Origin of the sequence: Microcoleus sp. B5-D4, assembly GCF_036705145.1 — a bacterium.
In the GTDB taxonomy this organism is placed as follows: Bacteria; Cyanobacteriota; Cyanobacteriia; order Cyanobacteriales; family Microcoleaceae; genus Microcoleus.
The window spans coordinates 18,267-30,655 of sequence record NZ_JAUBTV010000016.1 but is presented as its reverse complement, the minus strand read 5'-3'; the positions used below and the strand labels follow the sequence as shown (position 1 = coordinate 30,655).

Sequence of the window (12,389 nt, the reverse complement as noted above, 5' to 3'; positions counted from 1 at the left end):
AGAAGTAATATAAGAAGTCATGTTTCAGAATTAAGCATCTCCTAATCTTCGGGCGCGGTTGCTATAGTTAGTTAAAAATATAACACTGTGTATGATTTCCAAAAAAACTCACTTTCTGCGATTTCCTCAATCTAGAACTTGGCAATACTTAGCAAAAATAGCTGCCATTGCTTTTGCTTACGCTTTGGGAGCAAAAATAGCAGTTTCAATCCCCGGCGTAAATAAATTAGGTACGTGCGTCTGGCCACCCGCAGGAATTGCACAAGCTGCACTTTTATTGTTCGGGCGGCAGGTGTGGCCGGGAATAGCTTTAGGCGTATTTTTTTACGAGACTATTAATCTAAATATCTCCATAATAAGTGCAATAATTAGTGCTTTTTGTGCTTGTTTACAAGCTTTGTCTGCATTTACTTTGTTGCATAAACTCAAGTTTCGCCCGTCACTAAATCGGCTGATAGATGTAGTCAATTTAGTTTTCAGCGGTGCTGTAGTTGCCACTCAAATCAACTGCACTCTCGGCACGCTACGCTTCTGTGTAACTGGTTTAGTTGACTGGAGCGAATATTGGAACGTTAGATGGAATTGGTATCTCGGAGATACATTAGGAGTTTTAATTTTTACTCCCCTGCTGTTGATTATATACAACCACAAACAAGCGCCCAGCCCTTCACAAAATACAGGTTATAAAACAATTGTAAATCGCATCGGTGCCGGAATATGCCTGCTGTTATTAGTAACAGTCAGTTGGCTAGTCTACAACTCAAAAAGTGAAAGTAATCTCTCCGGTTATCCCCTCGAATACTTGCCATTTCCCTTAGTAATTTGGGCAACCATTCAATTCGGTCAGGGCGGGGGTATTTTAGCATCTTTCATTGTATCCAGTATCGCCATTTGGGGCGGTTCTCAGGGAGGCGGCCCTTTTCTTGCCAAAGCGGAAAATATAAATCAGGCAATCTTATTTTTGCAGGCTTTTATGAGCGTAATTGTAGTTACATCGCTGCTGTTGGCCGCCACTGTAGCCGAACGCGCATCAGCAGAGGATTCGCTGCGCCAAAGCGAAACTAAGTATCGGGAATTAGTTGAAAATGCTAACAGCATTATTTTAAAAGTAGATACGGAAGGAAATATTACTTTTTTTAACGAATTTGCACAAAACTTTTTTGGTTACGATGAAAAAGAAATAATTGGCAAAAACGCCGTGGGAACAATTATTCCCCAGACAGATACAACAGGAAATGACTTGGCCGCAAAGGTGAGAGATATTTTGCAAAACCCAGAACAATACACGCGAAATGAAAATGAAAGCATCCGGCGCAGCGGCGATCGCGTTTGGGTATCCTGGGCAAATAAACCGCTGTTTGACGCAGCAGGAAACTTCGTGGGAATGCTGGCAATAGGTACGGATATCACAGACCGCAGGCGGGCTGAAATGGCTCTTTACAAGCTTAATGAAGAGTTAGAATTTAGAGTGAAAGAACGAACCAATGCTCTGAATGATACTTTAAGTGCACTGCAAGTTCAACAGGAACAATCAGAACGCTTGTTGTTGAATATTTTGCCTGAAGAAATAGCCAATCGGTTGAAGCGAGGAGACAGTACGATCGCAGACACCTTTGCGGACGTTACTGTCTTATTTGCGGACATAGTAGGCTTTACTCAATTGAGCTCGCGAGTTTCTCCAACGCAATTAGTAGCCTTGCTGAATGACATCTTTTCGACCTTCGACAACCTAGCAGAAAGGCACGGTTTGGAAAAAATTAAGACCATTGGCGACGCTTACATGGTAGTAGGAGGGCTGCCAATTCCTCGCCCGGATCATGCAGAAGCGATCGCAGAAATGGCGGTCGATATGCTGCAGGCAATTACTGACTTCAGCAATATCCACAATCAAGATTTCAGCATCAGAATCGGCATCAACACTGGCCCGGTTGTTGCCGGAGTTATTGGAATTAAAAAATTTATTTACGATTTGTGGGGAGACACCGTTAACACTGCTTCCCGCATGGAATCTCACGGCAAGCCAGGGAGTATTCAGGTAACAGAAACAACTTATCAGCAATTGCGAGAAAAGTATTTCTTTGAAAACCGCGGTGCGATCGAAGTTAAAGGCAAAGGCGAGATGACTACTTATTTACTGCAAGGCAGAAAATTGCTCTAGTAAAGGTTTTTCTCTAAAAGTAAGGGCGATCGCACTCTCAAGCGTGCGATCGCCCTCATTTTAATTTAGCCAAGTTTTTTAAAGCTTGTACAGGTTAATTCCAGCTTCCTTCGCCATGATTTCCAAACCCTTGTGTTCCAAGGTTTTAATTGCCTTGGTAGAAAGGTGCAATTTTACCCAGCGCTTCTCCTGGGGCCACCAAACCCGCTTCCACTGCAAATTTGCCTCTTGCAACTTGTGAGTGCGGTGGTGCGAGTGAGAAACCGCAAAACCGTTATTCGCCTTCTTCCCCGTTAGCTGACATTTCCGTGACATATTGCGCTCCAGATTACCGTTTTTTTGCGTGCAGCATTTCATTATACCCGAAGGAAGAAGGAAGAAGGAAGAAGCAAGAAGCAAGAAGGCTTGACTTATCCCTTTACCAATAGAAATAAACTCTTACTCCCCCCCTTAGCAAGGGGGGGTTGGGGGGGGTTAATTACATTGCACGTTCAGTCAATTTTGTCAAGACTTGATTCGATCGCTTCATTATATAGCAACAGCGCAGAACCCCCCTAGCCCCCCTTGTTAAGGGGGGGACAAAAAACACCCGATCGCCGGCTCAGCAAGGGAAATAAACTCTTACTCCCCCCCTTAGCAAGGGGGGGTTGGGGGGGGGTTAATTACATGGCACGTTCAGTCAATTTTGTCAAGACTTGATTCGATCGCTCGACAAAATCCTTCATCCCTTCAGCATCGAAACCCTTCTGGGCCATCAAAGCCAAGTCGTAAACGTGGTGACAAATCATACTCGCCAACTGGGCCGACGGAGACTCGCCGCCACCTTGAATAATCGCACCCTGACTCAAACTCGCCAGATTTTGAATCAGCGGGTGAGAGGTATTCACCAGCAAAACGTGGTCTTCTGGGAATTCGGCCGCTTGCTGCAGCAACAGCGCCGTCATGTCCCGCATCCGGCGCAAAGCTTCCGGCAAAAGTACGATCGCAGGTGGCGTCGCCTCCGCAGAGTCAGACTTCAAAGCTTCTGTGCGAATGTTCACTTTCGGCTTATTGAGAGCTTTTTGGAACATTTCCTTAACTTGTTCGCTGCGAGTTTTATTGGTCGCCGGATCGACAATTTCCGCTTCTTTCTCTTTGTCAATTAGCGTTTCGTCGATGTCGGAATCAACCCGCGAGAATTTGACATCTGAGTGTTCTCGTTCCAAGAAACTAATAAAGTGCGTGTCGATGAAAGAATCCATAAACAGCACTTCTAAACCTTGGCTTTTGTGCATAGCAACGTAAGTTGCTTGAGACGCCGGATCTGTACAATAAAACACCCGATTTTCGTGGCGTTTTTGATTGCGTTCCAAATACTCTTTCAGCGTCGTGTAAGGCTGCGTTGAAGTAGAAGTTTCCGACTTCGGAGTTACATCTTGCCACAAATCTCCTTCCTCAGTTTGCACCTGAACTTCTGGCGTTACAGTTTCTGGCTTCTCGGCTGTTGGTTCGTAGGTGCTGCGGTAGATTAAAATATCTTCGACTTGCTTTTTAAACTTGTCATCGTTGAGAGTTCCAAACTTGACAAAAGTGCCGATATCTTGCCAGCAGCGGATGTATTCGTCACGGTCGTCGCGGTAAAGTTCTTTCAGGCGATCGCCCACTTTTTTCGCAATATAATCAGCGATTCTCCGCACAGTGCGATTGCTTTGCAGAGAACTGCGAGAAACGTTCAGGGGAATGTCGGTACTGTCAATCACTCCCCGCAGCGGCATCAAGAATTTCGGGATAATTTCTTCGCAGTGGTCGCTGACAAAAACCTGGTTGCAGAATAGCTTGATATTCCCTTGGGTAACATCGACCTCCGGGCGCAGTTTGGGAAAGTAAAGAATCCCGTTGACAATAAAAGGATAATCTGTATTCAGGTGTACCCACAGCAGAGGCTCGTCTTGGGACGGGTAAAGGTGGCGGTACAGTTCTAAGTAATCTTCTTTTTGCAAATTGCTGGCTGATTCCCGCCAAATTGCTTTGTGCTTGTTGAGTTCCTCACCCTCAAATTTGATGGGAACTGGCATGAAATCGCAGTAAGTTTTGATTAAGTGCTCGATGCGGCTGGGTTCTAGATATTCTTGTTCTTCATCTTGGAGGGTAAGAGTAATAGTAGTGCCGCGTTCGGTGCGGGAAGATTCTGATAGTTCAAAAGCGGGAGAACCGTCGCAAGACCAGTGTACGGCTTGCGCGCCTTCCTGGTAAGAAAGAGTATCAATGTCTACTTTCTTCGCCACCATGAAAGAAGAGTAGAAACCCAGACCGAAGTGACCGATAATTGCGTCCTCGCCGCTGCCTTGGTATTTTTCAATAAATTCTTCTGCGCTGGAGAAAGCGACTTGGTTGATGTATTTTTTTACCTCGTCGGCGGTCATGCCGATGCCGTTATCGGAAATTGAGAGGGTTTTGTTTTCTTTGTCGATCGCTATGTTGATTTGCGGTTCGCCCACCTCGCCGCTGTATTCGCCGGAACGAGAAACCATTTTGAGTTTGGCAATGGCATCGACGGCGTTAGAAATTAGTTCCCGCAAGAAGACTTCGTGGTCAGTGTATAGCGACTTCTTGATAATCGGGAAAATATTTTCGGTATGGATTGAGATTGTTCCCTGTTCTAAAACTGTCATAATTTTTCGCTAGGTATTTGTCGGTAATGAACCGTGATTAGTCATTGGTCATTGGTCATTGGTCATTAGTTATTAATTGTTAGTCGAGCTGAATTTTCCTGTTATACGTTGTTAGCTGCTAACTACTAACTACTAACTACTGACTACTGACTACTGACTACTGACTGAGGACTAATGACTATTTAATGATTTTCGGCGATCGTGCTCTCTTCTGCAAAAGGGATTACCCTAAAAAGATGATTCGGTTTCCCTCACCATAATTGAGCGAGAAGCCAATGGCTTACATCATGGGGAGGAACGCGGCGGCGGTTTCAACCGCCCTCAATATGCTATAATTAAATTGCAAGTAAGAATAACCATCTACGTGAAGAAGTGTTTTATTAAGGAGAAACCCCGCTCGTTATCTCGTCTCGGCATGACCGTAGCCTGGGTAAACAAGTAATGGTGAACATGGAGCGTACCTATCTGGCGTTGTGATGGACTCCGAAAGTAAAACAAAAGTAAGCGCAATTGCAATACCTCTGGTAATGGTAGTTGTTTTGAGCGTGTAGAGGTGATTTGTCAGCACCTGTAAGACCTCCATTATAGTCTTATGAATCCCCGTCTATGAAAGGGCTGGGGAGATGTCAAATAGTAGCTCACAAAGGCAACCGCAGCAGGAAAGTAGCGCCTTGCCCCAATTCGCTGCGGGCGCTGAGGGTGCCACGGTGTGCCCGGGCGATGGTTTGGGCGATCGCCAATCCCAGTCCCGAACCGCCGGTATGGCGCGATCGATCGCTGTTGACTCGGTAGAATCGATCGAATATTCGCTCTAAATCTGCCGCCGCGATCCCAATACCGGTATCTTGAACCTGAACGATCGCCTCAATGTGGCTGCAATCTAAAATAACTGTTACTTTCCCGCCCGCGGGAGTGTATTGAATGGCATTAACAATTAAATTAGCCACTAGGCGATAAAGTTGGTCGGAATTGCCGACAACATTTAATTGCTGCTGCACTCGCACTTCGGATGTTAACGCTACCTTAGAAGCGATCGCCAAAGCTGCCAATTCCTCTACTAAATCGCTAACAAGGTCATTCAAACAACACAATTGAGGGCGATCGCGTATCGCTTGATTATCCATGCGAGCCAGTAGCAGCAAATCAGCCACTAACTGAGTTAACCGTCGGTTTTGGCGATCGATCGTCCGCAAAATTTCCCGCGCTTCTTTTTCATCTAATTGAGGCGTCAACAGCGCCGATTCTACAGTCGCCTGCGAAGCCGCTAAAGGCGTCCGCAATTCGTGAGCAGCATCCGCTGTAAACTGTTGGATTTGTCGGTAGGAAGAATAAATCGGTTTCATGGCTAATCCTGCCAATAACCAACTAGCAAAGCCTATCAAAATCAATGCTGTAGGCAATCCTAATTTCAAAACCCATTTCACTGTACTGAGATAATCATTAAAGTCTTGCAGGCTCCGCCCAACTTGAAAATATCCCCAATCTTGCTGTGTTTGGGTATGTAGCGCTACAGAAATTTGGTGATAAACATTGCCTTTGGTATCAGTTATTGTTTGCCAGTATTGGGAGTTAAATCCGGCTGGTAATTCTTCTGGATAATCGCCAGCCGTAGCAATTAATTTACCGGAATAATCAAATAAACGAATATAGTAATAGCCTTGGTTGATAGCGCTTAAAATATGGCGGCTTGGCAACTGTTCTGTAATGCCTTTAACTCCCATTAGGCGGAGGTTGGGCAAAAGTTCGTTGACTATAGGCTCCAAGCGTCCGGGCTGCTGCAATTTGAGTTCTAGGCTGTCGTGTAGCGTCCCCGCTACCGATTCTAATTCCCGGTCTATAGCTACCCAGTGAGCGTGGGCGATCGCCTTATATACGCCAAATCCCAACAAGCTTAAAATCAAACCCATTACTGCTGCATAGGAAATGGCTAATTGCCAGCGAGTTTGGTTAAATAGTTTATTTTGATTCACATTGAGTCGAGCGCTCTTTTTTAAGGTAAATATCCCAAGGTAAATAATACATTATTTTCTAATTTTACCAATATCTCTGAATTAACTTCACCAATTTTATTTCGCAAGCGTGTTTTATCCAAAACTCGCATTTGATGGCACAATGCAACGGAATCTTGAGTCAATCCTCCCTCACCGCTGGGAATGAAAACAGATGAAGGGAGAGAGGCACGGCGCAGATTAGTTGTTAGAGGAATACTGATAACAGTAGTCGTGTATCTCGCAATAGTATCGTTCTGGAAAATAATTATGGGACGTACACCTGCCTGTTCGGAACCTTGCGTAGGATCGAGGGCTGCAATCCAGATTTCACCCCGTCTGACTGTCATTGCAAATCCTCATGTTTTAGGAGTTCTGCATATTCGCTCATTCCGAGTTCCGCAAGTTGTCGGTCTTCTTCGGCAAATTCGCTGTAGAGTGCAGCTAAGTTAGTTTCATCGATTGCTGGAATAGTAACTAATTTGGCACGAAATTTCAGGAAAGCAATAAATTCAAATACTTGTTTGAGTTGTTCTATATCGAGCTTTTCTAACTCTTGTTGGATTAAATCTTTCATGGCAGTCATTTTTCCGATCGAGTTTTCTATATTATAGCCAGATACTGGAAACGAGATATAATCCGCCCGCTGTTGCCCCTACAGCTTTAATTTCTCATGCGGTATCCGACGCCGTGAACGGTTTCTATTAAATTAGCGCCGCCAACAGACTCAAGTTTGCGCCGCAGCAAGCGCACTTGAGCTGCTACCACATTGCTAAAGCTATCTGCACTCGCCTCCCATAGCTGATTCCGAATTTGGTCAGTGGTGATAATTTGGTTGGGATGTTTCATAAAGTATTCTAGCAGTTGAAACTCTTTGTTTGTTAGAGAAATTATCTGGCTGTTACCACTTCGATCGAGATGGCACACAGTTCGATTTCCGCAGTCCAAAACCAGATTTCCTACCTGTAGCTGTTGCGGTTGAATTTGGGGCGATCGCCTTTGCAAAGCCCGCAATCTTGCTAACAGTTCCGCCATCCCGAACGGCTTGACTAAATAATCGTCAGCTCCGGCATCTAGTCCCGCAACTTTATCTTCCATTCGGTCTTTTGCTGTCAGCATCAATACGGGCAGTGCGCTATGTTTAGCACGCAATCTCCGCAGCAGTTCCAATCCCGACAATCCTGGTAGCAACCAGTCAAAAATCGCCAGGTTATATTGCATCCACTGGCTTTCTAAATATTCCCAAGCTTCACTGCCATCTAGGGCCCAATCAACTATATATTTTTCCTGCTTTAAGGTTCGCTCGATCGCTTTCCCTAAATCTGGCTCGTCTTCAACTAGCAAAACTCTCATAACTCTAATTTATAGCGGTAAATCCTTATACATTGTTAGCGATCGGCAGCATCTACCCCAATCTTTAAGCTCACATACTGAGATGAAATCAGCATGAAATTTTCTGACTTCGCAGAAAAAGAGAACAGTTGAGAATAATTGACAACAAGCTGGTAATGTCTTATAATCAACGACGAGTAAATTTTTGAGAAAGTTTTTCAATAAGTTATGACAGATTTATCCGATCGTCCTGCCATGAAAAAGCCGGGACGCTGGAGCCGCCGCCAACTGCTACAGCTAGGAATAGCTGGGGCTGGGGTAGCGGGCGGCGCGATCGCACTTCAAAACTTGACTCGCAAACCCACATCAGTTGCGAGAATACCGCCAATCCCCGCAGATGCACTCACCATCAGCAATATCAACCCGATGCAAATTGCGCGGGATTTTGATTACGGCACCGTGACGCGCGAAAACGGGCGCACGGTACGCGAATTTCGCCTGGAAGCTAATACTTCGATCGTCCAACTTAACAGCGCCGTCGCTTTCAACACCTGGAACGTCAACAATCGCGTGCCGGGGCCGACATTAAGGGCAACAGAGGGCGATCGAATCCGCGTCATTTTTTATAACAAAGCCGGAGATTCTCATTCGCTGCACTTTCACGGCGTTCATACCAGCGAAATGGATGGCGTTAAACCAGTTAAACACGGTTCGGTATTTATTTATGAATTCGATGCCAATCCCTACGGAGTGCATCTATATCACTGCCATATTGAGCCCGTAACTCGCCATATAGGTAAAGGACTCTATGGAATGTTCATCATCGATCCGCCAAAACCCCGCCCTCCCGCCGATGAAATCTTGTTAATCATGGGAGGATACGACGTAAACGACGACGAAAAAAACGAACTTTACGCTTTTAACGGGTTGCCCAATTATTACATGAACAACCCGCTCCCTATTTACCGAAATCAGCTAATCCGGCTGTACGTTCTCAACATGATTGAGTATGAAGCGGCAGTGACTTTTCACCTGCACGCCAACTTTTTTGACGTATATCGCACAGGAATGACTTTGACTCCCAGTGAAAGAACTGATGTAATCACAATGGGAGTAGCTGAACGGCATATTTTAGAATTTACCTACGGCTACGCTGGAAAATTTATGTTTCATCCCCATCAAGATGCGATCGCCGAAGCAGGCTGCATGGGGGTATTTGAAGTCATCGCTTAACCCACATCCTGCTACCACGCTGCGCCGATTCAAATAAAGAAAGTATGAAATTATTTGACAAGCTCGATCGCAAATAGGTAGAATGAATAGCTCGCAAATAATTGAGAATATTTCTTAATAACCTGTGAGTCCAAATGCACATAACGTAAAAATTAGCAACTGCCATGTTATCAACTTTTCGTTTATTACTCACATCTTGCACCATTCTTAAGAACAGGCAAGGTGCCTGTTCCACAAACAATGACTTTTCTTGTGGGGTGGGCATCCCCAAGAACAGGCAAGATGCCTGTTCCACAAACAATGACTTTTCTTGTGGGGTGGGCGTCTCGCCCGCCCGTAGCAGGGTTGCTGCAAATGTTGCAAGATATCGTTTATTACCTACAGCAACCGCTACAGCCATCCTCGTTGCTCTGACCGGTTGCGTTTCCACGCCCACAGCCAGCAACACCGACAGCACACCCTCACCTGCTGCTACAGCCAGTCCCGCATCCACAAGCGGTCACAGCGGGACTCACAGCGGCAAAGGCGGCATCAACATCAATACTGCCATTCTTTCAGAGTTAGATAAACTCGAAGCCAAGTTAGGAGTACCGGCACTTTCTAACAAAATTCAAGCCAGCCGCCCTTACGGGAAAGTCGAAGAATTGGTCTCTAAAAATGTCATTACTCAAGCCCAATTCGACCAAATCAAAGACTTGGTAACTATTGAAAATGTGGTGCTGACAGGCGAGCCCAAAGATGTAGACTACATGACTAAACTTGGCTTGATGAAAGGGCATCTTTTCGTAGCCCAAGAACTATTGGATCAAGGCAAACCCGACCAGGCCGAACCTCACATCGGCCATCCAGTCGAAGAAATTTATGCCGATGTGGAAGATCAGCTAAACGAGCGTAAAATTCCCGAATTTAAAACTACTTTAATTAAATTGCAGGATTTAGTTAAAGCGGGTGCAAAAGATCCGGCTCAAGTGAAAGCAGAATTTGACACATCAATGCAAGCAGTTGACGGAGCAATTGCCGCCCTTCCCGAAGCGCAGCGCAAAGATCCGAAATTCGTGCTGCAAGTGATTAACGGCTTGCTAGATACAGCTAATTCCGAATACGGAGCCGCAGTTGCTAACGGCAAAATTTCCGCAATTATTGAATATCAAGATTCGCGGGGTTTTGTCATGTACGCGGAAAGCCTGTACAAAGATATTGCCGAGCAAGTGGCTAAAACTAGCCCGGAAATTGACAAAGCAATTGTTGCCAACATGACTGAACTTAAGGCAAATTGGCCAACTGCGATCGCGCCCTCCGCCCCCGTAAAAACGACCGAACAAGTCAACCAGCTAGTTAAAGCGATCGAAAGCGACAGCCAAAAAGTTCTCAAACCCGCATCTTAAAAATATCACTCTCATCAAGAGCGGTAATTGGTAAATAATCTGCCAATTACCTCGCTCCTTAACCAGTCCCATTCCCACCATAAAAAAATGAATTTTGGCGAAGCATTGCCCACATTTGTAATTACCCTCCGCGAAGGAGTCGAAGCCGCCTTAGTTGTCGGCATCGTTCTCGCTTGCCTCAAAAAATCAGGACAAAGTTATTTAAGTCCTTGGGTTTTCGGCGGTGTTGGGGTTGGACTTATTGCCAGCGCTTTGATAGGTGTACTTTTCGGCTGGACTATGCAAATTTTGTCCGCATCCAATCAGCCTTTTGCACCGATTATGGAGTCGCTGCTAGAAGCAACCTTTGGGGTTATAGCAATAGCAATGCTGAGTTGGATGCTGATTTGGATGACCAAGCAAGCGCGATTTATGAAAGCCGAAGTCGAAGGCGCTGTGAGTGCCGCCTTAACGCAAAACTCTCATGCCGGTTGGGGCGTATTTAGTTTAGTTTTTATTGCCGTTTTGCGCGAAGGGTTTGAAACTGTTTTGTTTGTCGTCGCGAAGTTTCAACAAGGGATTATTCCAGCCCTCGGCGCTTTGGCGGGCATTCTCTCAGCCACCGCACTTGGTGTGCTGCTGTTTAAATGGGGAGTCAAAATTAATATCCGCCTGTTTTTTAAATATATGGGCATTTTATTGCTCTTCATTGTAGCGGGTTTAGTGGTATCTACTTTGGGATTATTTGACAGTGCGGTGAATATTTTATCGCAAGCAAATCGCGAATCAGCAGCACTGTGTTTCTATTACGAAAGATTTACTAAAATCCACTCTTGCATTCTCGGGCCAATGGTCTGGAATACCTCGAAACTGCTTCCCGAAGAAAAGTTTCCCGGTTTGTTGTTGAGTGCGCTGTTTGGCTACACGGATAAGCTTTATTTAGTGCAGGGCATGGCTTATTTCGGCTTTTTAATTACCATCGGTGGCCTCTACTTTCAAAGTTTAGCTGGTCGAGTGTTTTTCCCATTCAAAAAAACACAGGTAACGAAATAGTAAATAAAGTGCGATCGAAAAGCGATCGGCTTTGTAGTCGAAATGCAAGAGGCAGTTGTTTCTTGCTAATAACTAATGCGCCCCTAACTTCTTAGAGCGCATTAGGAAATCAGCTATCTATTGACTGAAGGTAAAACGACCGTCAACTTTTTCGCCGTTAATATCCGCAGTCACTTTCACTGGATACTGACCGGGTTCATTGCCGGGAAACAACACAGCGTAATGTTTGCCCTCAGCATCATACTTGAGAGCTAGGGTTTGCTGCTTTCCATTCGGCAACTGCACTTGAGCCGTCACTTTGGCGTTAGGAACTGGTTCCTTTTTCTCCCCTTTTTGCAAAAATAAATCTAAATGAGTTCCGGTAGCTTCTTTTTCCGGTACAAACTCTAAATAGTAAGCTCCCGACTTTACAACTTGCCCCCCTTGAGTTGCTGTTGCAGGAGCAGTGGCGGGAGGCGAAGACGCAGGTTGAGAGGCGACAGGAGGAGATGCGGGAGTGGTATTTGCATCGCTTGCTTGGTCGCCTTGACTACAAGCTCCCAAAAACATCAATCCGACACTACCTAGAACAATTAAATTTGACTTGAGCGATTTCATTGGTTTAACTCCT

The 12,389-nt window shown here is 45.3% G+C and carries 11 protein-coding genes; 4 read left to right on the top strand and 7 right to left on the bottom strand.

The window, feature by feature from the left end:
* Nucleotides 1–91: 91 nt before the first annotated feature.
* Entirely contained in the window at nucleotides 92–2,158 is a 2,067-nt protein-coding gene (locus QUB10_RS10385; RefSeq protein WP_333201809.1) for an adenylate/guanylate cyclase domain-containing protein, read from the top strand.
* Between the two features lie 78 nt (nucleotides 2,159–2,236).
* On the opposite strand, the gene rpmB is transcribed toward QUB10_RS10385, so the two are convergent.
* The 6 genes from rpmB to rppA all read right to left on the bottom strand — a co-directional run bounded on the left by rpmB (nucleotide 2,237) and on the right by rppA (nucleotide 8,150).
* A complete protein-coding gene (gene rpmB / locus QUB10_RS10380; protein ID WP_242724808.1) occupies nucleotides 2,237–2,473 on the bottom strand; it encodes a 50S ribosomal protein L28 in 237 nt (78 codons plus the stop codon).
* A gap of 347 nt (nucleotides 2,474–2,820) precedes the next feature.
* Entirely contained in the window at nucleotides 2,821–4,809 is a 1,989-nt protein-coding gene (gene htpG, locus QUB10_RS10375; protein ID WP_333201807.1) for a molecular chaperone HtpG, read from the bottom strand.
* Nucleotides 4,810–5,447: 638 nt separating this feature from the next.
* Entirely contained in the window at nucleotides 5,448–6,779 is a 1,332-nt protein-coding gene (rppB, locus tag QUB10_RS10370) for a two-component system sensor histidine kinase RppB (protein ID WP_333201805.1), read from the bottom strand.
* Nucleotides 6,780–6,799: 20 nt separating this feature from the next.
* Entirely contained in the window at nucleotides 6,800–7,147 is a 348-nt protein-coding gene (locus tag QUB10_RS10365) for a type II toxin-antitoxin system PemK/MazF family toxin (protein ID WP_333201803.1), read from the bottom strand.
* Entirely contained in the window at nucleotides 7,144–7,374 is a 231-nt protein-coding gene (locus QUB10_RS10360) for a hypothetical protein (protein WP_223300653.1), read from the bottom strand. Before QUB10_RS10360 ends, QUB10_RS10365 begins: the two co-directional genes overlap by 4 nt.
* A gap of 86 nt (nucleotides 7,375–7,460) precedes the next feature.
* Nucleotides 7,461–8,150 (bottom strand): two-component system response regulator RppA, encoded by a 690-nt coding sequence (rppA, locus tag QUB10_RS10355; RefSeq protein ID WP_333201800.1) that lies wholly within the window; start codon nucleotides 8,148–8,150, stop codon nucleotides 7,461–7,463.
* 207 nt (nucleotides 8,151–8,357) lie between these two features.
* On the opposite strand from rppA, the gene QUB10_RS10350 reads away from it, so the two are divergent.
* The 3 genes from QUB10_RS10350 to QUB10_RS10340 all read left to right on the top strand — a co-directional run bounded on the left by QUB10_RS10350 (nucleotide 8,358) and on the right by QUB10_RS10340 (nucleotide 11,779).
* A complete protein-coding gene (locus QUB10_RS10350) occupies nucleotides 8,358–9,362 on the top strand; it encodes a multicopper oxidase domain-containing protein (protein WP_333201798.1) in 1,005 nt (334 codons plus the stop codon).
* A 164-nt stretch (nucleotides 9,363–9,526) separates the two neighbouring features.
* Nucleotides 9,527–10,747, top strand: a complete 1,221-nt coding sequence (locus QUB10_RS10345) for a helix-hairpin-helix domain-containing protein (RefSeq protein WP_333201796.1) — start codon at nucleotides 9,527–9,529, stop codon at nucleotides 10,745–10,747.
* Nucleotides 10,748–10,834: 87 nt separating this feature from the next.
* Nucleotides 10,835–11,779, top strand: a complete 945-nt coding sequence (locus QUB10_RS10340; RefSeq protein ID WP_333201794.1) for an FTR1 family protein — start codon at nucleotides 10,835–10,837, stop codon at nucleotides 11,777–11,779.
* 117 nt (nucleotides 11,780–11,896) lie between these two features.
* Here QUB10_RS10340 and QUB10_RS10335 read toward each other — a convergent pair whose 3' ends face one another.
* Entirely contained in the window at nucleotides 11,897–12,376 is a 480-nt protein-coding gene (locus QUB10_RS10335; RefSeq protein WP_333201792.1) for a hypothetical protein, read from the bottom strand.
* Between the last annotated feature and the right edge of the window lie 13 nt (nucleotides 12,377–12,389).

Excerpts from the sequence above, each read along its gene's own strand:
- QUB10_RS10385 (WP_333201809.1), top strand. The coding sequence starts at position 92 with ATGATTTCCAAAAAAACTCACTTTCTGCGATTTCCTCAATCTAGAACT.
- rpmB (WP_242724808.1), bottom strand. The coding sequence starts at position 2,473 with ATGTCACGGAAATGTCAGCTAACGGGGAAGAAGGCGAATAACGGTTTT.
- htpG (WP_333201807.1), bottom strand. The coding sequence starts at position 4,809 with ATGACAGTTTTAGAACAGGGAACAATCTCAATCCATACCGAAAATATT.
- QUB10_RS10365 (WP_333201803.1), bottom strand. The coding sequence starts at position 7,147 with ATGACAGTCAGACGGGGTGAAATCTGGATTGCAGCCCTCGATCCTACG.
- QUB10_RS10360 (WP_223300653.1), bottom strand. The coding sequence starts at position 7,374 with ATGAAAGATTTAATCCAACAAGAGTTAGAAAAGCTCGATATAGAACAA.
- rppA (WP_333201800.1), bottom strand. The coding sequence starts at position 8,150 with ATGAGAGTTTTGCTAGTTGAAGACGAGCCAGATTTAGGGAAAGCGATC.
- QUB10_RS10350 (WP_333201798.1), top strand. The coding sequence starts at position 8,358 with ATGACAGATTTATCCGATCGTCCTGCCATGAAAAAGCCGGGACGCTGG.
- QUB10_RS10345 (WP_333201796.1), top strand. The coding sequence starts at position 9,527 with ATGTTATCAACTTTTCGTTTATTACTCACATCTTGCACCATTCTTAAG.
- QUB10_RS10340 (WP_333201794.1), top strand. The coding sequence starts at position 10,835 with ATGAATTTTGGCGAAGCATTGCCCACATTTGTAATTACCCTCCGCGAA.
- QUB10_RS10335 (WP_333201792.1), bottom strand. The coding sequence starts at position 12,376 with ATGAAATCGCTCAAGTCAAATTTAATTGTTCTAGGTAGTGTCGGATTG.